This window comes from Conexibacter sp. S30A1, assembly GCF_023330665.1.
GTDB lineage: Bacteria > Actinomycetota > Thermoleophilia > Solirubrobacterales > Solirubrobacteraceae > Palsa-465.
Genome location: NZ_CP097127.1, coordinates 1,867,523 through 1,890,840, shown reverse-complemented (window position 1 = coordinate 1,890,840; position 23,318 = coordinate 1,867,523). Strand labels below are relative to the sequence as shown.

At 69.9% G+C, this 23,318-nt stretch carries 26 protein-coding genes; 24 read left to right on the top strand and 2 right to left on the bottom strand.

The window, feature by feature from the left end:
* The first annotated feature begins 40 nt into the window (after positions 1-40).
* The 17 genes from moaC to M3M54_RS09255 all read left to right on the top strand — a co-directional run bounded on the left by moaC (position 41) and on the right by M3M54_RS09255 (position 13,517).
* On the top strand, positions 41-478 hold the full coding sequence (moaC, locus tag M3M54_RS09335) for a cyclic pyranopterin monophosphate synthase MoaC (protein WP_249018770.1): 438 nt from the start codon (positions 41-43) through the stop codon (positions 476-478).
* Positions 471-3,023: an aminotransferase class III-fold pyridoxal phosphate-dependent enzyme gene (locus M3M54_RS09330; protein WP_249018769.1), complete on the top strand. Its 2,553-nt coding sequence runs from the start codon at positions 471-473 to the stop codon at positions 3,021-3,023. The genes moaC and M3M54_RS09330 overlap by 8 nt, the downstream gene beginning before the upstream one ends.
* A gap of 40 nt (positions 3,024-3,063) precedes the next feature.
* On the top strand, positions 3,064-3,351 hold the full coding sequence (locus tag M3M54_RS09325) for a glutaredoxin domain-containing protein (protein ID WP_249018768.1): 288 nt from the start codon (positions 3,064-3,066) through the stop codon (positions 3,349-3,351).
* Between the two features lie 216 nt (positions 3,352-3,567).
* Entirely contained in the window at positions 3,568-3,957 is a 390-nt protein-coding gene (gene trxA, locus M3M54_RS09320; protein ID WP_249018767.1) for a thioredoxin, read from the top strand.
* Complete coding sequence (locus tag M3M54_RS09315) at positions 3,954-4,247, top strand: glutaredoxin family protein (RefSeq protein WP_249018766.1); 294 nt, start codon at positions 3,954-3,956, stop codon at positions 4,245-4,247. Before trxA ends, M3M54_RS09315 begins: the two co-directional genes overlap by 4 nt.
* A 40-nt stretch (positions 4,248-4,287) precedes the next feature.
* Positions 4,288-4,581, top strand: a complete 294-nt coding sequence (gene groES / locus M3M54_RS09310) for a co-chaperone GroES (protein ID WP_249018765.1) — start codon at positions 4,288-4,290, stop codon at positions 4,579-4,581.
* Positions 4,582-4,648: 67 nt separating this feature from the next.
* The gene (locus M3M54_RS09305) at positions 4,649-5,143 is read left to right on the top strand and encodes a MogA/MoaB family molybdenum cofactor biosynthesis protein (protein WP_249018764.1); all 495 of its coding nucleotides are present in this window, start codon (positions 4,649-4,651) and stop codon (positions 5,141-5,143) included.
* Entirely contained in the window at positions 5,085-5,849 is a 765-nt protein-coding gene (locus M3M54_RS09300; protein WP_249018763.1) for an ABC transporter ATP-binding protein, read from the top strand. The genes M3M54_RS09305 and M3M54_RS09300 overlap by 59 nt, the downstream gene beginning before the upstream one ends.
* On the top strand, positions 5,846-6,517 hold the full coding sequence (locus M3M54_RS09295) for a heme exporter protein CcmB (protein ID WP_249018762.1): 672 nt from the start codon (positions 5,846-5,848) through the stop codon (positions 6,515-6,517). The genes M3M54_RS09300 and M3M54_RS09295 overlap by 4 nt, the downstream gene beginning before the upstream one ends.
* Entirely contained in the window at positions 6,514-7,257 is a 744-nt protein-coding gene (locus tag M3M54_RS09290; protein ID WP_249018761.1) for a cytochrome c biogenesis protein, read from the top strand. Before M3M54_RS09295 ends, M3M54_RS09290 begins: the two co-directional genes overlap by 4 nt.
* On the top strand, positions 7,254-7,499 hold the full coding sequence (locus M3M54_RS09285; protein WP_249018760.1) for a hypothetical protein: 246 nt from the start codon (positions 7,254-7,256) through the stop codon (positions 7,497-7,499). The genes M3M54_RS09290 and M3M54_RS09285 overlap by 4 nt, the downstream gene beginning before the upstream one ends.
* Positions 7,496-8,863, top strand: coding sequence for a glutamyl-tRNA reductase (gene hemA, locus M3M54_RS09280; RefSeq protein WP_249018759.1), 1,368 nt, complete (start codon positions 7,496-7,498; stop codon positions 8,861-8,863). The genes M3M54_RS09285 and hemA overlap by 4 nt, the downstream gene beginning before the upstream one ends.
* A complete protein-coding gene (hemC, locus tag M3M54_RS09275) occupies positions 8,860-9,735 on the top strand; it encodes a hydroxymethylbilane synthase (RefSeq protein ID WP_249018758.1) in 876 nt (291 codons plus the stop codon). Before hemA ends, hemC begins: the two co-directional genes overlap by 4 nt.
* Positions 9,732-11,216, top strand: coding sequence for a uroporphyrinogen-III C-methyltransferase (gene cobA / locus M3M54_RS09270; RefSeq protein ID WP_249018757.1), 1,485 nt, complete (start codon positions 9,732-9,734; stop codon positions 11,214-11,216). The genes hemC and cobA overlap by 4 nt, the downstream gene beginning before the upstream one ends.
* Positions 11,213-12,046: an S-adenosyl-l-methionine hydroxide adenosyltransferase family protein gene (locus M3M54_RS09265; RefSeq protein WP_249018756.1), complete on the top strand. Its 834-nt coding sequence runs from the start codon at positions 11,213-11,215 to the stop codon at positions 12,044-12,046. The genes cobA and M3M54_RS09265 overlap by 4 nt, the downstream gene beginning before the upstream one ends.
* Positions 12,046-12,756 carry a biotin--[acetyl-CoA-carboxylase] ligase gene (locus M3M54_RS09260; RefSeq protein WP_249018755.1) on the top strand — a complete coding sequence of 237 codons (711 nt, stop codon included), beginning with the start codon at positions 12,046-12,048 and terminating at the stop codon, positions 12,754-12,756. The genes M3M54_RS09265 and M3M54_RS09260 overlap by 1 nt, the downstream gene beginning before the upstream one ends.
* On the top strand, positions 12,753-13,517 hold the full coding sequence (locus M3M54_RS09255; protein ID WP_249018754.1) for a sulfite exporter TauE/SafE family protein: 765 nt from the start codon (positions 12,753-12,755) through the stop codon (positions 13,515-13,517). The genes M3M54_RS09260 and M3M54_RS09255 overlap by 4 nt, the downstream gene beginning before the upstream one ends.
* A 122-nt stretch (positions 13,518-13,639) precedes the next feature.
* On the opposite strand, the gene M3M54_RS09250 is transcribed toward M3M54_RS09255, so the two are convergent.
* Together M3M54_RS09250 and M3M54_RS09245 are read right to left on the bottom strand one after the other, a co-directional pair.
* A complete protein-coding gene (locus M3M54_RS09250) occupies positions 13,640-15,019 on the bottom strand; it encodes a YncE family protein (protein ID WP_249018753.1) in 1,380 nt (459 codons plus the stop codon).
* A gap of 140 nt (positions 15,020-15,159) precedes the next feature.
* Entirely contained in the window at positions 15,160-17,814 is a 2,655-nt protein-coding gene (locus M3M54_RS09245) for a DEAD/DEAH box helicase (RefSeq protein ID WP_249018752.1), read from the bottom strand.
* Between the two features lie 170 nt (positions 17,815-17,984).
* Here M3M54_RS09245 and M3M54_RS09240 point away from each other — a divergent pair, with 170 nt between their 5' ends.
* Genes M3M54_RS09240 through M3M54_RS09210 form a run of 7 tightly spaced genes read left to right on the top strand, consistent with a single transcriptional unit; the run spans position 17,985 to position 23,315 of the window.
* Positions 17,985-18,533 (top strand): GNAT family N-acetyltransferase, encoded by a 549-nt coding sequence (locus M3M54_RS09240; protein ID WP_249018751.1) that lies wholly within the window; start codon positions 17,985-17,987, stop codon positions 18,531-18,533.
* Positions 18,530-18,982: a D-aminoacyl-tRNA deacylase gene (gene dtd, locus M3M54_RS09235; RefSeq protein WP_249021765.1), complete on the top strand. Its 453-nt coding sequence runs from the start codon at positions 18,530-18,532 to the stop codon at positions 18,980-18,982. Before M3M54_RS09240 ends, dtd begins: the two co-directional genes overlap by 4 nt.
* Positions 18,983-18,993: 11 nt before the next feature.
* Positions 18,994-20,070 carry a hypothetical protein gene (locus tag M3M54_RS09230; protein WP_249018750.1) on the top strand — a complete coding sequence of 359 codons (1,077 nt, stop codon included), beginning with the start codon at positions 18,994-18,996 and terminating at the stop codon, positions 20,068-20,070.
* 26 nt (positions 20,071-20,096) lie between these two features.
* Positions 20,097-21,035, top strand: coding sequence for an NAD-dependent epimerase/dehydratase family protein (locus M3M54_RS09225; protein WP_249018749.1), 939 nt, complete (start codon positions 20,097-20,099; stop codon positions 21,033-21,035).
* Positions 21,036-21,046: 11 nt separating this feature from the next.
* The gene (gene rfbC, locus M3M54_RS09220) at positions 21,047-21,604 is read left to right on the top strand and encodes a dTDP-4-dehydrorhamnose 3,5-epimerase (protein ID WP_249018748.1); all 558 of its coding nucleotides are present in this window, start codon (positions 21,047-21,049) and stop codon (positions 21,602-21,604) included.
* 14 nt (positions 21,605-21,618) lie between these two features.
* Complete coding sequence (locus M3M54_RS09215; RefSeq protein WP_249018747.1) at positions 21,619-22,593, top strand: heme A synthase; 975 nt, start codon at positions 21,619-21,621, stop codon at positions 22,591-22,593.
* The gene (locus M3M54_RS09210) at positions 22,566-23,315 is read left to right on the top strand and encodes a response regulator transcription factor (RefSeq protein ID WP_249018746.1); all 750 of its coding nucleotides are present in this window, start codon (positions 22,566-22,568) and stop codon (positions 23,313-23,315) included. Before M3M54_RS09215 ends, M3M54_RS09210 begins: the two co-directional genes overlap by 28 nt.
* The last annotated feature ends 3 nt before the right edge of the window (positions 23,316-23,318 follow it).

The window sequence follows — 23,318 nt, the reverse complement described above, 5'->3', positions numbered from 1 at the left end:
ACCGCCACTAACGCATCTGGGCGCCGACGGGCGCGCAACGATGGTCGATGTCTCCGACAAGGACGTGACCGCCCGCCGGGCCGTGGCGCGCGCGCTGGTGCGCGTCTCGGCGCAGACCGCCCGGCTGGTGGTGGCCGGCGACGCCCCCAAGGGCGACGTGATCGGCGTGGCGCGGGTCGCGGGCATCCAGGCCGCCAAGCGCACGCACGAGCTGATCCCGCTCTGCCATCAGCTGCCGCTCGCCTTCGTCGGCGTCAGCGCCCGCATCGACGCCGACGCCGGCGTGATCGAGCTGACCGCCGAGGCCCGCACGACCGCTCAGACGGGGGTCGAGATGGAGGCGCTGACCGCCGCGTCGGTGGCGGCGCTGACCGTCTATGACATGGTTAAGGGCGTGGAGCGGGGGGCGATGATCGAGCGCGTGGAGCTTGTGGAAAAGTCAGGCGGGCGCTCGGGGCACTGGGTGCGCGATGAGTGAGCTGCGCACCGACGCAGCCGCCGGCCCTCTGACCGGCGAGGCCTGCGCCGATCCGCTCGGCATCCTCGCCGAAGCTCAGGTGCGCGGCGGCGAGGCGCTCGCGCTGGCGGCCCGTCACCTGGACCCTTCGTTGGTCGACGTGCTGCGCACGATCGGCTTTGACCGCGACTACGTGACCGCAAGCGGCTCATACATCTACGACAAGGCCGGCCGGGTGCACCTGGACATGCACGGCGGCGAGGGCTTCTCGAGCCTCGGGCACTCAAACCCGGACGTCAAGGCGGTGCTGCACGCGATCCTCGACGCCGACCTTTTGGACGGCGTGCAGATCCACTACAGCGTGCTGGCCGGGATGCTCGCCCAGGAACTCTCCGCCAAGCTGCCCGCCGGCCTTGACGCCACCTATTTCACCAACGCCGGCGCCGAGGCGGTTGACAGCGCGATGAAGTTCGCCCGCGCCGCCACCGGGCGCCCGCGGCTGATCGCCTGCGAGCGCGGCTACCACGGCGTCACCCTGGGGCCGCTGTCGATTGTCGGCGACGAGTTCTTCAAGGAGGGCTTCGAGCCGCTTCTGCCCGGCTGCGGCCTGGTGCCCTACGGCGACCTTGACCGCCTCGAGTCCGAGCTGCGCCGCCGCGACGTCGCGGCGTTCATCGTCGAGCCCGTCCAGGGTCAGGTCGTGCGGCTGCCGCCCGACGGCTATTTGCGCGCCGCCCAGGAGCTCTGCCGCCGCTACGGCACGCTGTTCGTCGTCGATGAGATCCAGACCGGCCTCGGCCGCACCGGCCGCTGGTTCGCGAGCGACCACTGGGGGCTCGAGCCGGACATCGTCACGATCGGCAAGGCGCTGAGCGGTGGCTACATGCCGGTGGCGGCGATGGTCACCCGGCGCGAGATCTTCCAGCGCGCCGTGGGCACGCTCGAGCGCAGCTACGTGCACCAGTCGACCTACGGGCGCAACCGCCTGGCGATGGCGGCCGGGCTGGCGTCGCTGCGGGTGATCGAGCGCGACGGTCTGGTGGCGCGCTCGGCCCAGCTCGGCCAGCGCCTGATGGACGGGCTGGGCGAGCTACAGCGCCGCCACGAGCTGATCGGCGACGTGCGCGGGCTCGGGCTGATCGTCGGCATCGAGCTGAAGGCCCCGCGCTCGCGCCCGGGCCAGCTGGCGGTGCGGCTGATGCGGATGGCCAGTGAGGGCCTCTTCCCGCAGCTGGTCGTGATTCCGCTGCACCAGCAGCACGGCGTGATCACGATGGCCGCGGGCAAGAACGACGTGATCAAGCTGCTACCGCCGCTGACGCTCGCAGACAGTGAGGCCGACGACTTCCTGACCGCGCTGGACAGCGTGCTCAGCGACTGCGAGCAGTGTGCGGGCAAGAACTGGGCGGTGGTGCGCGACATCGCGCTCACCACGCTGCGCCGGCGTGATTCCTCCGGCAGCGGGCCCGCTGGCCCGCAGCCGGGCCCAGCCGTGAACGGCGCCGCGCAGGCCGGCCGGCAACCGGGGACGGCCGTGAACGGCGGGCGCCCGATCGATCCCGACGCGGACAACGTCTGCCTGCTCACGGGCGCGAGTGGCTTCATCGGCGGGCACCTCGCCGCCCGCCTGGTGCGCGACGGCTACCAGGTCCGTTGCCTGGTGCGGCCGACCAGCGACATCACCAAGCTGGCCGGTCTCGGTGTCGAGCTGGTGCACGGCGATCTCACCGACCCCGGCTCGCTGCCGCGTGCGGTCGAGGGCTGCCGCTACGTGATCCACTGCGGCGCGATGGTCTCCGACTGGGCGCTGCCGCACGAGATCGAGGCCGTCAACGTGGCGGGCACGAGCAGCCTGCTGGCTGCGAGCGCACAGGCCGCGGTCCAGCGTTTCGTGCACATCTCCTCGACCGACATCTACGGACATCCGGGCATCCCCGAGGTGACCGAGAGCCACGGCCCGGTGCGCTTTGCCAACTGGTATGCGCACACCAAACGCGCCGCCGAGGGGCAGGTGCGCAGCGCCGCAACGGCCGGCATGGAAGCCGTCATCCTGCGGCCCGCCACCGTCTACGGACCCGGCTGTCAGGAGACGGTGCTGGAGGTCGCCAGGGCGATCCGCGGGCGCCAGATGCTGCTCGTGGGCGGTGGGCGGGCGCTGGTCGGGCTCTGCTACGTGGACAACCTGGCCGACGCCACGGTGCTTGCGCTGCACCACGAGCGCGCGCCCGGCGAGGCCTTCAACATCACCGACGGCGTGGATGTGAGCTGGCGACAGTTCGTGGATGATCTGGCCGCCGGGCTGGGTGCGCCGCGGGCGCGCCTGAACATCCCCTACCCGGTGGCTGCGGGTCTGGCCGTGGGACTCGAGCACGGGTACCGTGGGCTGCGACGCGCCACGGGGCTCAAGACGCGCGCGCTGCTCTCGCGTCAGGCGGTCCAGTTGATGGGCATTGACCAGAGCTTCAGCACCGCCAGGGCGCGCGAGCTGCTCGGCTGGGAGCCGCGCGTGGACTACCAGACCGGTCTGCGCGAGACGCTCGACTGGCTTCGCTCGGTGGGGATATAGCGAGTTTGCGGGGCGCTGCGGTGGGTGTAGGATCGAGCCTGTGATCCTCTATGTGTGCCCCGCCGGTACCTCCGGCCCCTCCGCGCTGCACCCGTGCACCAAGGCCGCCAAGGCGCTGGATGCCGCCGGCCATAAGTACGAGACGCGGCGTGTGAAGACCAATCGGGGGATGTTCTGGACCTGGGGCTCGCGTTCGCGCGACCGCGCCGAGATCAAGCGCCTGAGTGGCCAGGAGTCGGTTCCGATCCTGGTGCTCGACGACGAGACGGTCGTGACAGGGTCCGGCGAGATCGCCAAGTGGGCGCAGGCCCACCCTGCCGCCGCCTAGCCGCGCGCCGGCCTGTCAGCCCGTCCTCGGCCCGCCCTTGGGCCGACCGCGGCATGCCGTTGGGCCGCTGCGAGCCGTCGTTGGCCCGCCGGGTTCCGGTGAACGTCTCATCTGCTATGCACAATGCTACAGTTGTGTAACGGTGTACTGAAGTGCCGTTGGTGGATGGGTGACGCCAACACCCGCAACGGGGAAACGAGCAGAAACGAGACGAAAATGGACGTGAAAACAGAAGACTTTCAGCGGGCGGTGATCGAACGCTCGCACGAGCTGCCGGTGGTGGTCGATTTCTGGGCCGCCTGGTGTGCGCCGTGCCGGATGCTTGGACCGGCCCTGGAGGGCGAGGCCGCCAAGCGCGAGGGGCTGCTGGAGCTGGTCAAGCTCGACGTCGACGCCGAGCCCGAGATCGCGGCCCGCTACGGCATCCAGAGCATCCCGACGGTCGTGGCCTTCCGCGACGGTGAGCCGCTGACCGGCTTCATCGGCGCCCGGCCGCCGCGCGCGGTCGGCGAGTTCTTCGACGAGCACGTCGTCGAGCAGGCACGAGGGGTCGGGCCGGCGGCTGCAGTGGACAGCGACGCCACCGTGATGGAGGTGTCACTGTGAGCCAGACCACCGAGGCGCCTGCGGCCACACGCCCGCAGGGCGCCAGGAACCCACAACGAGTCGTTGTCTTCAGCACCCCGACGTGCCCCTGGTGCGACCGCGTGAAGGCCTATCTGCGCCAGCAGAGGATCCCCTTCCGGGAGGTTGATGTGTCCCGCGACCGCGCCGCGGCACGGGACCTCGTCAGGCGCACCGGCCAGATGGGCGTGCCTGTGGTGGAGATCGGCGGCAAGCCGGTGATCGGCTTTGACCGGGCGAAGATCGACCGCCTGCTCGGCATCGGCCACTGATCGGCGCAAATCGCGTTGACAAAGCAAAGGAGCAATGAACATGGAAGAAGAGATCCAACCGCTGGGCGCCCGTGTGCTGGTGCGCGTGGTGGAGGAGGAGACCGTTACCCGCAGCGGGATCGTGCTGCCCGACACCGCCAAGGAGAAGCCCCAGCGCGGTGAGGTCGTCGCCGTCGGCGATGACGAGGAGATGATCAAGGTCGCCCCCGGTGACCTCGTGCTGTACCCGAAGTACAGCGGCACCGAGGTCGTGCTCGACGGACGCGATCACCTGATCCTTGAGTCAAGCGACCTGCTTGCGGTGATCCGGTCCGTCGCCGCCGCGGTGCGCTAGCCGCCAGCACGCGAGTGTGTGCCGCGCGGCCCGGCGGGCCGCGCGGCACAGGTAAGCTCGCCGGACCATGCGCTGCGCGATTCTCACCGTCTCAACCTCGGTTGCGGCAGGTGCCGGCAAAGACCTCTCAGGGCCGGCGCTCGCGGATGCGGTCCGCGCGCTGGGCGCGGAGATCGTGGCCCAGGGGGTGGTCGCAGACGACCGTAGCGCGATCGAGGCATGGTTGCGCGAGCAGGTGGCAGCCGACGTCGAGCTCGCCCTCACCACCGGCGGCACCGGACTCACGCCCGACGACGTGACCCCGGAGGCGACACGTGCGGTGATCGAGCGCGACGTCCCCGGCCTGGCCGAGGCGATGCGGGCCGCATCGCTTGAGCACACCCCGATGGCGATGCTCTCACGGGCTGTGGCCGGCGCTGCGGGTGGCACGCTGATCATCAACTTCCCCGGCAGCCCGCGCGCGATCGCCCAGCTGTTCGGCGTGGTGGAGCCGGTGCTCGGGCATGCAGTTGCCACACTGCGTCGGCGAGATGCGCGACGCGGCGAGCACGATCACCACTGAAGGCGCGGCGGCGGCCGCGGACGGCGGCAGTCCGGTCGTCGCGCTCGAGCGTCTGAGCCGCCACTTCGGCGAGCGCACCGTGCTGCGCGGCATCACGCTGGAGCTCAGAGCCGGCCAGACGCTCGCGGTGCTCGGGCGCAACGGCGCCGGCAAGTCGACGCTTTTGCGGATTCTGGCGACCCTCCTGCGACCCCACGCGGGCAGCGTCAAGCTGTTTGGCGAGCCGCTCCCACGCCAGGCGTGGGCGGTCCGCGGGCGCATCGGGCTGCTCGGCCACGAGCCGCTGCTCTACCGCGACCTCAGCGGTCGTGAAAACCTCACCTACCACGCCCGGCTCTACCGGGTGCCAACGGCAAGGGTCGAGGAGGTGCTCGCCGCCGTGGGCATGCGCCAGCGCGGCGATGACCCGGTGCGTTCACTCAGCCGCGGCATGGTGCAGCGGCTCACGGTCGCCCGCGCTGTGCTGCACAGCCCGGAGCTGCTGCTGCTGGACGAGCCGCGCTCGAACCTCGATCCAGCGGCCGGTGACCTGGTTGAGCCGCTGATTGGCCGCAGCGCCGGAATCACACGGGTGCTGACCAGCCACGACCCGCAGGCCGCACTGGCCGAGGCCGATCTGGTGCTGGCGCTCGCCGGTGGCCGGGCTGCGTACCTCGGCCCGCCGGACGGTCTCGCGCCCGAGAAGCTGCGGAGCCTCTACGCATGAGAACAGCCGCCGCGATTCTGCGCAAGGACCTGCTGCTTGAGCTGCGCACGCTCGAGACGCTGCCCAGCATGGCCCTGCTCTCGATCTCGACGTTTGTGATCTTCCACTTCGGTCTGAACCAGGATTCGCTCTCTGGCCAGCTGGCCGCCGGCGTCTTCACGGTCACGCTGCTGTTCGCCGCGATGCTGGCGATCAACCGGCTGTTCGTGGCCGAGCGCGAGCAGGGGGGCTTTGACGCGTTTCTGCTCGCGCCCGTGGACCGCACGGCGATGTTCGTCGCCAAGGCGGCGGCGCTGTTCATCTTCATGGTGGCGCTGGAGCTGGTCGCGGTGCCGGCGTTCGCGCTGCTGCTGGCGCCACCACGGCTCGGTCATTCGCTGGCGGGCTTCGTGCTGCTGCTGGTGCTGGCCGACGGCGCCTTTGCGGTGATCGGCACGTTCGTCTCGGCGCTGGCCGTGCACACACGTGCACGTGACCTGATCGGGCCGATCATCGGGCTACCGCTAATGCTGCCCGCGCTGATCGCCACGGCGCGCGGCATCGGCCCGTTGCTCCGAGCCAACTCGAGCGGCTCGCCGCAACTGAAGTGGCTGCTGGTCCTGGCGCTCTATGATCTCTTCAACGCGCTGCTCGCGGTAGGGTTGTTCGACTACCTGATCGAGGAGTGACGGCGACAGATCGTATGAGCACCCACGTTCGGCATCTGCGCGGCCTCACGGTCGTAACAGCCCTGATGATCACGGCTGGCTTGGCGCTGACGTTCTTCTACGCCCCGCTCGACGCCGAGCAGGGGTTCGTGCAGAAGATCTTCTACATCCACGTGCCGCTGGCGATCGTCTCGCTGGTCGGTTTCTGTCTGGGTGGCGTCTACGGGATTGGCTACCTGCGAACGGGCAAGCGAGTCTGGGACATGCGCTCCTACTGCGCGATCCACATGTCGCTGATCTTCTCTGTGGCTGGACTGCTCGCCGGCTCGATCTGGGCCAAGGCCTCATGGGGCCACTGGTGGGTGTGGTCTGACCCGACGCTCGTCTCCTACCTGATCGTGATCCTGCTCTACTGCACCTACCAGCCGATGCGCTTCTCGATCGAGGATCCCGAGCGCCAGGCGCGCTACGCCGCCGTGTTCTCGATCGTCGCCGGGGCCTTCGTCCCGATCAACTTCATCATCGTCAACCTCTCCTCCGAATATCTTCACCCGCGTGTGCTGAATCTCGAGGGCGGCGCCATGCCCGGCTCGATGAAGCTCGCGTTCTACACGTCACTGATCGCGGTCGCGCTTCTGTTTGCGACGCTCATGAAGTACGAGATGGCCGCCAAGGAGCTGCGGATAGAGACGCGCCGGCTGCGTAGGCGTCTGCTCGGCGACGACGCCGGTCCGCTCGGTAGGACAGCTTCGCCCTCATGAGCCTGCTCTTTGCCGAGGCTCCCGCGCTGCCGCTGAGCGCCGCCGGTCCCTATGTCGCCGCGGCCTACATCGTCTTTGTCCTGATCCTGCTGATCTACGTGGGGATCATGGCCCGCCGCCTGACGCGCAACAGCCGTGAGCTGCGCGAGCTGCGGGCGCAGCTCGAGGCGCGCGAACGCCCCGGGGCGGCGCTTGATGAGGCCGATGACAGCGCCGACGCCGAGGAGGTGCAGCTGCCTTGAGCGAGCTTTTGGCGGTCGGGATCTCGCACAAGACCGCCCCGGTCGAGTTGCGCGAGCGCCTGGCGCTGACCGATGCACGCGCGCTCGAGTTCGTCCGTGATCTCCATGCCGTCGCCGGCATCCAGGAGGTGGTGGCCCTGTCCACCTGCAACCGCACCGAGCTCTACCTGGTGGCCGCTGACCCGATCGACGCTGAGGCGACGCTGCTTGGTCTGCTCGCAAAGCGCTCCGGGATCGCACTGAGCGCGCTCGCTCAGGCGATCTACTCGCACCGCAACTGCGAAGCCGCCCGCCACCTCTACCGCGTCAGCGCCGGGCTCGAATCGATGATCGTCGGCGAGGACCAGATCCAGGGCCAGGTGCGCCGTGCCTACGAGGTCGCGCTCGAACAGCAGACCACCGGAGCGCTGACCAACCACCTGTTCAAGGCGGCGCTCGAGACCGGCAAGCGGGTGCGCACCGAAACGGCGATCAGCGCCGGCCAGATGAGCCTGCCGTCGGTTGCGGCGATGCTGGGGCGTGAGGTGTTGGGGGATCTCCGCGGACGCCGTGCCGTGCTGATCGGCACCGGAGAGTCCAGTGAGCTTGCCGCGCAGGCGCTCGCCGCGGCCGGTGTGGCGGTGGTGTTTGTGGCCAACCGCAGGCGCAACCGCGCGGTCAGCCTCGCCAACCGTTTCGACGGCCATAGCGTTGCCTTTGACGAGTTGCCGGAGGCGCTTGTCGAGGCGGACATGGTTGTCTCCGCCACATCGTCTCCGCACCAACTGATCGAGGCCGAGGGTCTCGAGCTCGTGCAACGCGAGCGTGCCCACCGGCGGCTTTTGGCCATCGACCTGGCGGTGCCGCGTGACGTGGACCCGGCCTGCGCGCAGGTTGAAGGCGTCGCGCTCTACGACATCGACGACCTTGAGTCGGTTGTCGCGCGCAACCGGCAGGTGCGTCTGGAGGAGGCACGCAAGGCGGAGGCGATCGTCGAGCAGGAGATCCAGAACTTCGCGACCTGGCTGGGCTCGCTGGAGGTGCTGCCGACGCTGGCGGCGCTGCGCAGCCACGCGAGTGCGATCGCGGCTCAGGTCTTGGCCGAGAACGAGGGCCGCTGGGAGTCCGCGTCAGAGCGTGACCGCGAGCGTGTCGAAGCGATCTCTCGCGCCATCGTCAACCGGCTGCTGCACCACCCGACGCTGCGTCTCAAGGAGCTGCGTGACGACCGCGTGCATGCGCGGATGGCGCTCGTCCGCGACCTGTTCGCGCTCGAGGTGGATGCCGATCCGGCGCTCCGCAACGCAGCGGCTGACGTGCAGGACCTCGCCGAGATCCGTCGGCTACCGGAACGCAGTGGCGCCTCTGCGGGCTCGCGCCGGTGATCCGCATCGGGACGCGCGGCAGCGCGCTTGCACTTGTGCAGGCGCACGCCGTCCAGGCTGCGCTCGGACGCGTCGGCCTTGAGACGGACATCGTCACGATCACGACCGCCGGCGACCGGGGCCAGGATATCGGCGATAAGGCGCGCTGGACCTCCGCCCTGGAGCGCGCGCTGGTGCAAGGGGAGATCGACCTGGCCGTGCACTCTGCCAAGGATGTTCCCGGCGACCTCGTCGAGGGGACAACCATCATCGCGATTCCTGAGCGCCAGGATCCACGCGACGCGCTCTGTGGCTGCGCCAGTCTCGCCACGCTCGCTCCTGGGGCGCGGGTGGGTACAAGCAGCGTGCGCCGTGCCGCCCAGATCCATGCGCTGCGTGAGGACATCGAGGTTGTGAAGCTGCGCGGCAATGTCGATACCAGACTGCGCAGGCTTGCCGAAGGCGAGCTCGACGCGGTCGTGCTGGCACAGGCCGGTCTGATGCGCCTGGGTCGTGAGAGCGAGATCGGCTGTCTGCTCGACGAGTGCGTGCCGGCCCCTGGCCAGGGCGCGCTGATCGTGCAGGCGCGAGCCGACGACGAGCGTGCCGCCGTGATCAACGATCCCGCAGCTGAGCGTTGCGTGTTGGCCGAGCGGGCACTCGCGAGCCATCTCGGAGCGACATGTGCGACGCCGCTTGGGGCGAGCGCCGTGCCCGCGTCGGCTGTGGATGTGACCCTCAGGGCATGGATCGGCCTTCCCGACGGCTCCCACTGGATAGCGGACGAGCTCACCGCGTCGGCCAGCCTCGTCGGGGCGGAGATGGCGCAGCGGATGGTGGCTGCCGGTGCCCGCGAGCTGCTGGTGCGCGCGGTGGAGATGGCAAGCGCATGACGGTGTACCTGGTGGGGGCCGGACCTGGTGACCCTGGGCTCATGACCGCGCGCGCGCTCGAGCTGATCGCGCTCGCGGACGTCATCATCCACGACCGGTTGATCCCGGTCAGCGCGCTCGACGGCGCGCGGGCGGACGCGCAGCTGATCTACGCCGGCAAGCAGGGGGGCGGTGAGCAGGTGCCGCAGGCCGAGATCACCAGACTGCTCGTCGAGCACGGGCGCGTCGCGGACATCGTGGTTCGGCTCAAGGGTGGGGATCCGTTCGTTTTCGGGCGCGGCGGCGAGGAGGCCGAGGCGCTGGTCGAGGCCGGCATCGACTTTCAGGTGGTGCCTGGTGTGACGGCCGGCATTGCCGCCAGTGCCTACGCGGGTATACCGGTCACGCACCGAGATCTCGCCAGCTCGGTCGCGTTTTTGACCGGCCATGAGGATCCCGACAAGCCGGGCTCGGCACTTGACTGGGCCGCGCTCGCGGCCTTTCCCGGAACGCTCGTCGTCTATATGGGTGTCAGGCATCTGCAGGCGATCGCCGCTCGTCTGATCGCCGCCGGCCGTGCCGCTGACGAGCCTGCGGCGGTGGTGCAGAGCGGCACCCTGCCCGGGCAGCGCACGCTTGTGGCTACCCTGGCGACGATCGCAGCACGGGCCAGCGAGGCACGCATCGGGGCGCCGGCAATCGCGATCTTCGGACCGGTGACGGCCCTGCACGGGCAGCTGCGCTGGCTGGAGCGCCGCCCGCTGCACGGGGTCAGCGTGGCTGTGACACGTGCGCGCGAGCAGGGCTCTCGCCTGGCGGAGCGGTTGCAGGCGCTCGGTGCAGCGGTGATTCTGGCTCCCGTGATCAGGACTAAGTCGCTGCCTGGTCCGCCGCCCGACCTGGGGTCCTACGACCTGATCTGCTTCACGAGCCCGACCGGCGTCGAGGCGTTGTTTGAACGGCTCGACGCCGCCGGCTTGGATGCCCGTGCCTTCCCTGGTAGCGAGCGCACCAGGGTGGCCGCGATTGGGCCGGCCACCGCCCGCGCGCTCGCCGCGCGTGGGATCCGCGCCGACATCGTGCCGGCACAGGCGGTGGGCGAGGCGCTCGCTGAGGCGCTCGCCGGTTTGCCGGTGGCGCGGGCGCTGGTCGCCCGTGCGCGCGAGGCCCGCGATGTCGTGCCCGAATCGCTACGGGCGCATGGCGCCGAGGTTGACGTGGTCGCGGTCTATGAGACGGTGGTGGAACCGCTGGATGAGCAGACCCTCGAGGCCGTCGCCGGAACCGACTACATCACCTTCACCGCCGCCTCGACCGTGCGCAACTTCCTCGCGGCAGCCGGCGGGGCGCAGGCGTGGCTTGCGCGTGGGTCGGCGCGGCCGCGGGTGGTGAGCATCGGCCCCGTCACCAGCGCTGAGCTGCGCGCTCAGGGCCTGAGCCCGGACATCGAGGCGCAAAGCCACGATATTGACGGGCTTGTGGACGCGCTCGTCAGCGCGTGAGCGCTCCCGGTCAGCCGAGACCGGTCACGCTGCTGACCGACTACGGTCTCGCCGACAGCTTCGTGGGTGTGTTGCATGGCGTGATCGCTGGCATCTGCCCGCAGGCACGTGTGATTGACCTCAGCCATGGTGTGGGGCGCCAGGACGTGCGCGGCGGGGCGGTCACGCTCGCTCAGGCGATCCCCTACATGCCGGTCGGCGTGCACGTCGCGATCGTCGATCCCACCGTGGGCAGCGCGCGCCGCGCGGTGGTGATCGAAACCCGTGACGGGCGCCTCTTCGTCGGCCCCGATAACGGCCTCCTGTGGCCGGCTGTCGAGGCGAGCGGCGGCCCGGTGCGGGCGGTCGAGATCTCACGCTCGCCCTGGCGAATGGAGCCCGTTTCAGCGACCTTTCACGGCCGCGACATATTCGCCCCGGTGGCAGCTCATCTCGCCTCAGGCGCGCCGCTCGCGCAGGCGGGCGAAGAGCTTGCCTGCCATGCGCTTGAGCGCCTGACGATTGCAGGGCCGTGGATGCATGCGGGTGAGATGATCGTGACGGTGGCCGGTGTCGACAGTTTCGGCAACGTTCAGCTGGCCGCCGGCGCTGGGGACCTGAGTGCGCTCGGTGTGCGGCCTGGCGACAGCGTGCGGATCACTGCGCCTGCGGCCGCCGGGCAGGTCGCGACCGTCGCACGCAGCTTCGCCGATGTCGCACCGGGTCAGGCGCTGATCTTCCTGGACTCCGCGGGTCGGCTTGCGATCGCGCTGAATCTCGCAGACGCCGCGGCGAGACTCGGTCTGCGCGAAGGGGATGAGGTCAGGCTGAGCGCGCCGGGCGGGCCCTGATGGATCACTCCGGCTCGGCTCCGGACCGGCTCGGTTACCCGCGCGTCCACCTGCGTGTGACCGACTCCACCAACCTTGTGGCGCGCGAGTTGGCGGCGTCCGGAGCGGTGCATGGCACGCTTGTGACGGCGCGGGAGCAGACGGCCGGTCGGGGAAGGCAGGGTCGTGACTGGCACGCGCCGCCTGGCGCGGCGCTCGTCTGCTCGTGGGTGCTGCGGGATCCGCCGCCGCTGCTGTCGCTTGCGGCCGGAGTGGCGACCGCCGAGGTTTGTGGTCAGATGGCAGGTGTGAAGTGGCCAAACGACGTGCTGATCGAGGGGCGCAAGGTCGCAGGGATCCTCGTCGAGGGCCGCCCGCAGGAGGGCTGGGCGGTGCTCGGCATCGGGCTCAACGTTGCGCTCGAGCTGAGCCAGCTTCCCGACGGTGTGCGCGAGCGGGCGGCCACGCTCGGCCGTGCGTCGCAGGACATCGAGCCGCTGCTGCAGATCCTGTGCGCGAGCCTCGAGCACTGGTTGGCGGTGCCTGTTGAAGCCGTGCTGGAGGGCCTCCGTGCCCGCGACGCGCTGTGCGGCCGTCTCGTGCGCTGGGAGTCCGGCGCGGGCACCGCAGCCGGGATCGATAGCCGCGGACGGCTGCTGGTCGCGCGCGGGGACGGCAGCACCGTTGCGCTGGACGCCGGCGAGGTGCACCTCGGTAGCGGTCAGCCATGACGCCTGGGATCGCGCTGGAAGCCGTGCTGCTGCTCCTGGCAGGCGTGGCCGCAGGGTTTGTCGGCTGTGTCACGGGCCTTGCCTCGCTGGTCAGCTACCCGGCGCTGCTGCTGACCGGGCTCTCGCCGATCGCCGCCAACGTCACCAACACGGTGGCGCTCGTGTTCAGCGGTGTGGGCTCGGTCACGGCGTCGGGCCCGGAGCTCGATGGCCAGTGGCGCGCGCTGCGCGGACTGGTGCTGATCAGCCTGCTCGGCGGCGCCGTGGGGGCCGTGCTGCTGCTGGTCACCTCGAGCGCCTCCTTCAGGCTGATCGTGCCGTGGCTGGTGGCTGCGGCTTCGCTTGCGGTGCTCGTCACGCGACCAGCCGTGCCGGCGGCGCAACATGGCTCCGGTGAGCTCCGGCTGACACGCACGGCGCTCGCCGGCTCGTTGCTGGTGACCGTCTACGGTGGCTACTTCGGGGCGGGCGCGGGGGTGATCATGATCGTGCTGTTTGAGGCGGTGCTGGCGAGCTCGTTTGCGCGCTCGAACGCTGTCAAGAACCTCAGCCTCGCGCTCAGCAATCTGGTGGCAGCTGTGATCTTCGCGTTCGCGAGCCCGGTTGACTGGTGGGCGGCGCTACCGCTTGCGGTGGGTTTCTTCTACGGCGGCCGCCTTGGCCCACGCGTGGTGCGCACGGTGCCGGTGCGGTTGCTCAAGATCGTCATCTGCCTGCTGGGGCTCGTCCTGGCCGGCTGGCTCGGCGCGAGCGCGTACTGACCGCAGCCGCGCGGGGCGTGGCTTGCTTGACATCACGGGTGATCTCCGTGTCGGCTGCCGGGCCCCAGCGTGAGTGGCTGCGCGAGCGGCCCGCCGGGCAGGTCAGGTCCTCCCCGGCGCCGCTAGCAGATGTTGATGCGCTCGAGCAGTCGCCGGCTCACGGTAACCGCGAGGATCCTCCGCAGCCGATGATGTTTGGTGCGGACCACGAAACGCTCCCGGTACAACGCTCGCACGATCAGCAGATGCCGGCCACGCCTGAGCCCACGCAGCGACAACCACGCCGTCGCCGGCAGGCGCTTGGCGCGCCTGAGCTGGCGTCCGAGCCTGAAGGTGACCAGATGCAGCTTCAGCCGTGTGCGGCGTGGCAGGATCCGCCGCGTCATGCGTACGCGGATGGCCGACCTGGGCCGGTAGCACGCCAGCGCCCGGCGGGTCGCGCCGCGGCCTGTGGTCTTCAACCCCCCGGCGGATCCACCACCGCCGTGGGCTCCGGTGCCGCCACCACCAAAGGTGCGCATCGGTCCTGACACGAGCAGAGTGAGCTGCTGGTCCCCGAGCGCGACGGGGGAGCTTGCGGTGGTCCCGATCGCACCCGCGTCTGGGCCGAACCCGGGGCTCGCTCCGGACCCCGAGCCTGACCCGGACCCCGAGCCTGACCCGGACCCCGAGCCTGACCCGGACCCCGAGCCTGAGCTCGACCCGGACCCCGAGCCGTTCAGCGGTGAGAGCGCGATCGAACTCAGCTCGCCGCCCACGGCGAACGGGGTGGCGGCGACGCCGGTGGCGAGCGCGACAGGCGTGACCGTGCCCGAGTTGAAGCTGGTCACATAGGCGGTAGTCGCATTGGAGGAGATTGCGACGTCGGTTGGCTGCGAGCCGACGCTGATCGCGGTGGCTGCAGTGCCGCTCGCAAGGTCCACCGGCGTCAGCGTGCCGCCGCTGTCGCCGGTCACATAGGCGGTTGAGGTGCCTGGCGCGATCGCGACCCCGTCAGGGGTCGGTGCCGGCAGGTCGATCGGTTGGCCCAGGCCGCCGCCGGGCAGCGAGATCGGGGTCACGGTGGCGTCTGCCGCGTTGGTGATGTAGGTCGTCGAGCCGTTCGCCGAGAGCGCGATGGCATCGGAGTTCGTCGGGATCTTGATCTGCTTACCGACCGCTTGGGTGCTCAGATCGATCGGCCAAAGGGCTCCGGCGTCGGACACCACGTAAGCGGTGGCGCCGTTGCCCGATATCGCGATCGCGTTCGGGCGATGGGCCAGCACTATGGGGTTGCCAACGGCACCCGTCACGAGGTCGACGGGTACGACCTCAGAGGTACCGTAGTCGGCGACGTAGGCCATCTCGCCGTTCGGTGCGATCGCGACCGCGACCGGTTTTGAGCCGACCGGAATCGCCGTCCCCACCGCGCCGGTGGCGAGGTTCACCTGGACGAGCGTGCCGGACTGCTCGTTGGTCACATAGGCAATGGGGTCGCTGGCCAGCGCTGCTGTGGCGAACACGCCGCTGCCAAGAGCGGCTAGTGCGATTACGGCGGCGGCGTGGATGAGCGTACGCCTCACAACACCCGGATCGGCAGGCACCCGCGTTGCTCAAGCTCGCGCGTGTCGCGCTAGTACAGGCGTCCAGCTCCGTGCCCCGCTCAGGCGGCGTCGCGGTCCAGGTCCTCGTCGTCTTCGGGCTCGTCGTCTTCGGGCTCGTCGTCTTCGGGCTCGTCGTCCGCGTCCGGGCCGGGCTCCGCCAGCTCGTCCTCCAGATCCAGCTCGTCATCCAGCTGGGGCTCCGCGCCGCTGACGGGCGCCTCGACCGGCGTGGCCGTCACCTCACCCGGCCGGCCCGCTCGGCGCCTGCTCTTGCCGCGTTTGCCCTTGGGGAAGTTACGCAGCAGCTCGCGAGCGAGCGCCGCGGGCTTGCGGGCCATGCGGGCGCGAGCGCCGTTGATCGCCTCGGCAGCCTCGGGAGTGTGCGCGAGCGCGGCCGCGAGCAGCGCGGCGGAGAGGCGGCGGTCCTCTTTGCGGGTGGCGTGCACCAGTCGCCTGGCGTTGCGTGCGTGTGCCTGGCCGCTTGAGTTCACCAGCAGGCCGAGCAACCGCTTGGTCTCGGGCCAGCGCTGCACCGCGTACTCCTCGTGCACCTCACGGGTGTACTCGGCCAGTCGCCAGATCCAGTTGTTGGCCTGGTCACGGCGGCCGATGCGCCTTTCAGCCAGTGCCTGCAGCATGATCTTGACGCCCTCGCGGCGCTCGTCTCGGGGCCAGCCGGCGATGATGTCGATCGCCGTGTCAAATGCCTCCGCGTCCTTGGATGCGGCCACCTCCTGGAGCGCCCGCAGCCGCAGCTGCGCGCTGCGGTTGCGCTGCAGTGCGGTCAGCAAAAACAGCCGGCGCAGCTCGCCCTGCCGGTCAAAGTGCAGCATCGCCTTGGCGCGGCGCCAGGCGGTGGGCGCAACCCGCGCCCCAGCCAGCTGCGCCCAGACGCGCTGCTCGCCGTAGTCAAGGTTCTCGACCGCGATCCGCCAGAGCTCCCGCTCGAAGACCTCGGCGCGGCGTTCTGGATCGGGCGTGACCGGCAACACGCGACGCTCCACCCTGATCCGGCGCCCACGGCCACGGCGCACCGGTCCCACGACTATCGCGCCCCCCCGGTACACGTCGCGGTCAAGCAGCGAGTGCAGCGTCACCACGGGATCGTCGTGCTTGGTGGCCGGGTGCACGAAGTCCACGACGATGCCGGCCTCCTTGCCTGGGTGCCGTCGCGTCACGCGCCCCACGCGCTGTTGGTAGATGCGCTTGGAGGCGGTCGGTGCGAGGTGCATGCAGACGGTCGCGCGGGGACTGTTCCAGCCCTCGGCGAGCAGCTGCGCGTTGATCAGCACGTCCACCTTGCCGGCTTCGTAATCGGCGAGGATCTTTGCCAACTCCCGCTTGGGCGTCTCACCGGACACGGCCATGGCCTTCATGCCCAGCGCCCGGAAGGACTCGGCGACGTTGTAGGCATGCTTGACCCCGGCCGCGTAGACCACTCCCGGCATGCCGTTGAAGCGCGTCTTGTAGAGGTCGGCGATCGCCAGGTTGAAGGGCGTCTGGTCCAGCAGTTCGGCCAGCATCTCCTGGTCGAACTCGGTGTCCACCTCGCCGCGGCGCAACGGCACCTTGGCGATCGTTCGCACGCCCGGACCCGGCGGTATGCGGATGCAGCGCAGCGGCGCGATCACCCCGCGGCGGGCGGCCTGCGCGAGGTCAAAGCGCGAGGTCTGTGTTGGGAACAGGTCGGTGACGTGGCGTGCAATCAGCGCGCCGGTGGCTGTCATGCCGATCCAGATCGGCTCGTGCCAGCGGCGGATGGCCGCCGAGGTCTTCTCGCCCAGCGCGGTGTGAGCCTCGTCGCAGATGACGATCGTGTATGCGCCGGAGATCTTGCCGGCATTGCGCACGAACCACTGGTAGGTCTCGACCGTGACCGGCCCGTTGGCCGCATCCTCGCCGATCAAAAGCGGCTTGCACAACCGGTCGCTGTAGCCGTGGTCGCGGAGCTCGCCGATGAACTGGTCAACCAGGTTGCGCCGGTGTGTGAGGATCAGCACTCCGCCGGTGCGCGAAGCCTCCACAAACCCGACCGCGGCGACGGTCTTGCCAGCCCCGGTGGCGTGCTCAAACCAGAAACGCCGCGCGGCGCCGGGATCCTCGTCGAGGCTCTCAGGCGAGATGTCCTCGTCCAGTGCGTCGTCGTCGTCCTGCCAATCCTGGGGCTCCTCGTCGCTGTCCAGGCCGTGCTCGTCGGGATCGTCCTCGCCCGCGTCCACCTCCTCGTCGCTCTCATCCACCTCCTCGTCGCCCGCGTCCACCATGTCGGCCGCCGCGCTCACAGCCGCGACTTCAGCGCCTGTCCCTTCGGCCGGCGGCGCGTGCACGGCCTGCGGGTCGGCGGCACTCGCAGGGTCCTCGCTTGGCAGCGCCTCCGTGCCGGCCTGCACGCCCGCCAAAAGCGCCGTGAGGGTTCCCGACAGGGCGTCGACCTGGTGGGCGGAGAGCACTGTGCCGTCAACCAGCTTCGGCTCGTCATCCGACAGCAGGCGCTCGAGACCGAGCAGCAGCGAGTACTGCTGACGCCAGCGCAGCGACGGAGTCTTCAGACCCGCCGCGACGTCGACGAGCGCGGCATCCAGCGCGCGGCGCCGGGCGCTGCCGGGTGCGAGCGCCTCCTCGGGCGTCTCGCCGTCGAAGACGAACCGCTCGCGCGTCAGCTGTTCTGCTCGCTTGATCGCGGCAGAACTCGGAAGTGGGGTGGGATCACCCATCTACGAGCATTTGTGAAGGTGGTAGAAAGGAGCCGCTGCGTGTAACCCAAACGGCTCAAAATGGCGCCCTCAAACTTGCGATGAGAGCTGGAGGTCAACCCGGGGGCGGCGTCCACCCCGCCCTGGGCAACGCGCAAAAGGATAACAGCGATCTAAGCAACCGCGCGCCGTTGCTTGGTGTCCCCGCCGACTGCCGTGGTGCGGTGGTCGCCAGCGACCTGCACCCAGGCCGTGTGCCAAGCTTTCAGGCCGTGCAACACCGTCCCGCCGACGCCGACGCCGAGCCTGACCCCGGCTACGAGATCAGGCGGCTTGGGGGTGAGCGCGAGCTCGCCGCGGCGCTCGCGCTGCGCTACGAGGTCTTCTGTCTCGAGCAGGGCGTGCCTGCGCATGAGGAACGCGATGGGCGCGACCACAGCGGGCTGCACCTGGTCGCGGTCATGGACGGTGCGATCGTCGCGACCTGTCGGCTGGTGTTCGTGGGGCAGACCGTCCAGTTCAGCCGGCTGGCGGTGAAGCGCAGCGCCCGGCGCCGGGGGATCGCCAGCGCGCTGCTGCGTGCGACCGACCGTGAGGCACGCGCACATGGCTCAAGGCACATCCTGCTCCACGCCCAGACCTACGCGCGCTCGCTCTACGAGCAGGCCGGCTACGAGCCGCGTGGCCGCGAGTTCGTGGAGGCCGGCATCGAGCACATCGCGATGGAGAAGCTGCTCTGAGAGCGCTCGTGCAGCGCGTCAGCAGCGCCTCTGTGGCCACGGACGGCGAGGAGATCGGGCGCATCGGGCCGGGTCTTTTGGTGCTGCTGGGGGTCACCCACAGCGACACGGTGCAGGACGCTGAGCGTCTCGCCGCCAAGGTGATGGCCCTGCGCGTCTTCCCCGACGCCCACGGCCGCATGAACGCGCCGCTCGGAGACCGCGAGCTCCTGTGCGTGAGCCAGTTCACGCTCTACGCCGAGACCCGTCGCGGCAACCGCCCGAGCTACGGCGCCGCGGCCCCGGCGGAAGTCGCCGAGCCGCTGTATGAGCGCTTCTGCGAGGTCACAGGCGCCAGGCGCGGACGCTTTGGCGCGGACATGGCGGTCGCGCTTGTGAACGACGGTCCCGTGACCCTGATGCTCGAGCATCCGCCCGCCGCGCAGGACCCCTTCAGAGTGCAGCTCTAACATCGCCGCCGATGTGCAGAGCACTCTTGCGCCTGGTCGCCGCCGTCACTCTCGTCGCAGCGTTTGTGGCGGCGCTCGCGCCCGCTGGCGCAAGCGCCTTCCAGAAGGCGGTCTGGGGGCCGCCCACGGTGGACGGCATCAACCAGTTCCCGCTCTACCGCGAGCTCGGCGCGAGGATCTACGAGACCCAGCTTGACTGGAACGAGGTGGCGCTGACCAAACCGGCCGACCCGACCTCGCCGGCGGACCCCGCCTACGCGTGGCCCGTGCAGATCGGCCAGGAGATCGCCGAGGCCAGGCGCTACGGCATGCGCGTGCTCTTGGCGGTGAGCAACGCCCCGGCCTGGGCCAACGGGGGGCACGCCGGCATGGGCTGGGCGCCCAGAGACCCCCGCACCTACGCCCAGTTCATTCAGGCGGCGGCGCGCGAATACCCGAGCGTGCATCTCTGGATGGTCTGGAACGAGCCCAACCGCAAGGGTGACTTTCGGCCCGAGACCCCCGCGCGCTACACACAGACGCGCCTCAGCGCGGCGCAGAAGCGGGCGCCCCACCTCTACGCCCAGATGCTCAATGACGCATACGGTGCGCTCAAGCGCCTGAGCCGCAGGAACGTCGTGATCGGCGGCGACACCTACACCGCCGGGCTGCTCGATCCGCAGCAGTGGCTCGCGAGCATGGTGTTGCCCGGCGGCCGGCGGCCCCGCATGGACATGTACGCTCAGGACCCGTTCAGCTACACGGTGCCGCTGTTCGGTGCCGCCCCATCGCCCTACGGCGAGGTGCAGTTCTCCGACCTGCCCCGGCTCGAGGGCTGGACGAAGACCTACTTCGGTCACGCGCTGCCGCTGTTCCTCTCGCAGTTCTGTGTGCCGACCGCGCCCAACCAGATGTTCAGCTTCTACGTCTCGCCACCGTCGGTCGCTGCCAGATGGGTCAAGGACGCGTTGGTCACAGCGCGCAAGGCCGGCTACATCTACGCGCTCGGCTGGGCCAGCGTGCGGGACCAACTGCCGCTTGACGCCTGTGGGTTGATCCAGCAGGACGGCAGGCGCAAGCCCGACTTCTACGCCTTCAAGAACAACTAGCGCGACCCTGCGCGAAAGGAGCTCCTGTGGACTGCATCGTGACGGGCGGCGCCGGTTTCATCGGCTCGAACCTGGTCGACGCCCTGATCGCGCGGGGCGACCGGGTGGCCGTGATCGACAACCTGCAGACCGGCAAGCTCGAGAACCTGGCTGCAGCCACCGCCGCGGGGGCACAGCTGCACCGCCTCGACGTGCGCGACGCGGTGGCGCTCGACGCGGTGTTCGCCTCGGTGCGTCCCCAGGTGGTCTTCCATTTGGCGGCGCAGATCGATGTGCGCAGCTCGGTCGAGGATCCCGCCGCCGATGCGCAGGTGAACGTGCTTGGGGCGCTGAACGTGCTCTCCGCGGCGCTCGCGTACGGCGCGCGCCGCGTCGTCAACACCTCGACCGGCGGTGGGCTCTACGGCGACGCCGCGCTGCTGCCAACGCCCGAGGAGCATCCGGTGCGACCGCTGGCGCCCTACGGGCAGAGCAAGTACGCGGCCGAAGGCTACTTCGAGCTCTACACGCGCCTGCACGGCCTCTCGACCGTGTCTTTGCGGTACGGCAACGTCTACGGCCCCCGCCAGGACGTGCACGGAGAGGCCGGGGTTGTGGCGATCTTCTGTGGCTGCCTGATCGACGCCGTCACGCCTCGCATCTTCGGCGATGGGCGCCAGACGCGTGACTGGGTCGAGGTGGCCGACGTGGTGCAAGCCAACCTGCAGGCCGCCGACAGCGACGTCACGGGCCCGCTCAACATCGGCTGGGGCGAGGAGACCTCCGTGCTCGAGCTCGTCCGCGAGCTCGGCAGGGTGGGTGCGGAGCATGGCCTTTCCCTGCCCGCGCCGGAGTTTCTGCCGGCCCGTGCGGGCGAGGTCAGCCGCAGCTGCCTGGACGTGCGCCGCGCGCGCGCCGAGCTCGGCTGGGAGCCGCGCACGCGGCTTGGCGGCGGTCTGGAACAGATCCTCGCGGGCCTGCTCTAGATTCTCCGAAGATGCGGATCGTCGCTTCAAAGCTCGACGGCCCCCTGCTGCTCGAGCCGCAGGTCTTCGGCGACGAGCGCGGCTTCTTTTTGGAGAGCTTTCGCGCCGATGTGCTCGAGCGCATCGACCCTTCCCTGAGCTTCGTGCAGGACAACCACTCGCGCTCGCGTGAGGCGGTCGTGCGCGGCATGCATTTCCAGTCCGGGCAGGCAAAGCTCGTGCGCTGTGCACGCGGGGCGATCTTCGACGTGGTCGTTGACATTCGTCCCGGCTCGTCCACGTTCGGGCGCTGGGAGGGCTACCGGCTGGACGATGAGGACCACCGTCAGCTGTTCGTGCCAGCTGGCTTCGCGCACGGCTTCTGCGTGCTCAGCCCGGCGGCGGACGTCACCTACAAGGTCTCCTCCTACTACGACCCCACGACCGAGCGGGGGTTCCGTTACGACGACCCTGAGGTCGGCATCGACTGGCCGCTTGCGGCCGACAGGCTGATCGCCTCCGCGCGTGACCGCGACGCCCCCACGCTCGCTGAGCTTGCGATCGGCTCGGCCACGCCACCGATCACCTAGCATCACCGGCAGGCATGCGCGATCGCCTGGCTGTCAGCGAGAACCGGTTCCGGCAGGCGAGCTACGTGGCGCTTGCGGCGCTCACGCTGATCGTCTTCACCGGCGCCGCCGTGCGGCTGACCGACTCCGGCCTGGGCTGTCCCACGTGGCCGCGCTGCTACGGCCACATCTACCCGCCGCTGGGCATACACCCGCTGATCGAGTTCTCAAACCGCGCGGTCGCCGGCATCGTCGGGGTGATCACCGGCATGGTGTTTTTGATGGCGCTGGCGCGGCGCCCATTCAACCGGGAGCTCGCCTGGCTGGCCCTGATGCTCCCGCTCGGCGTGGTCGCGCAGGCGGTGCTGGGCGGCTTCACGGTGCTCGAGAAGCTCGCGCCGGGCTTCGTCATGGCGCACTTCCTGCTCTCCATGGTGCTGTTGATCCCCGCCTTCTGGCTGGCCTGGCGCGCAACCTTCCCGCAGGGTGGGCGGCCGCGCAGCAGTGACCGCCTGCTCGTCTGGTCGGTCCGAGGCCTTGCGGTGATTGCGGCAATCACGCTGTTTGCGGGCACCGCGGCCACCGCGGCCGGTCCACACTCCGGCGGGCATGTCGGCCAGGTGATCAAGCGGCTCACGATCGAGGGACCGAACACGCTTCAGTGGGCCGTCAACCTGCACGCCACAGCCGCGGTGATCTTTGGGGTCTGCGCGATCCTCGTCTGGCTGCTCAAGCGTGGCCGCACCGGCACCATGCTTGCCCCGCTCGAGCCGCTGACCGTGCTCGGCATCCTGATCGCCGCGCAGGGGCTCATCGGCGCCGTGCAGTACGAGCTCAAGCTGCCGGCCGAGATGGTCTGGGTGCATGTTTGCATGGCAACCATGACCTGGCTTGTGACGCTCTGGGCGATCGCCAGCGAGGGCCGGATCGGTGAGGTGTCAACGTTGGCGGATGGGCAGACAGTCGCTACGATCGTCGCGCAATGGCCACAGAGCGTGCCGGTGAGCTGAACGGTAAGGAGCGGGCCGCGACCGACGGGGCGCTCAGCATTCTCGTGGTCGACGACGAGGAGGATCTGCGCGAGATGCTCACCCGCTCCTTCTCGCGAGAGGGGCACAACGTGACGGCGGTGGGCGGTGGTGCCGACGCGATTGAGCGCGCCAGCGCCGAACACTTCGACATCGTCCTTCTCGATGTCGCGCTGGGGCCGGGGCCGGACGGCTACGAGGTCTGCCGCACGCTGCGAGCCAGGCGCAATGTGGTGCCGATCATCATGCTGACGGCGCTTGACTCAGAGGCCGACGCGGTGCTCGGTCTGGAGGCCGGCGGCGACGACTACGTGACCAAGCCCTTCGGCCTGGCGGAGCTGCGCAGCCGGATCCGCGCGGTGCTGCGGCGGGCTGGCGCGCGCGGCGGTGGCATGGGTGCCGACGTGCTCTCGGTCGGCCAACTGAGGCTCGACCGCTCCCGTCGCGAGGTCACGGTCGGCGACGAGCCCGTGCGCCTGACCTTCAGCGAGTTTGAGCTGCTCGACGCGCTGATGGCCGATCCCGGTCGCCTGCTCAACCGCCAGGAGCTGCTGCGCGCGATCTGGGGTGACAGCGCCTACCGCGATCCGCGGGCGATAGACGTCCACATCCGCCATCTGCGGGAGAAGCTCGAGCCCGAGCCGGACAGGCCCAGGTACATCCAGACGGTCCGCGGCGCCGGCTACCGGCTCGGCACGGGGTAGCGG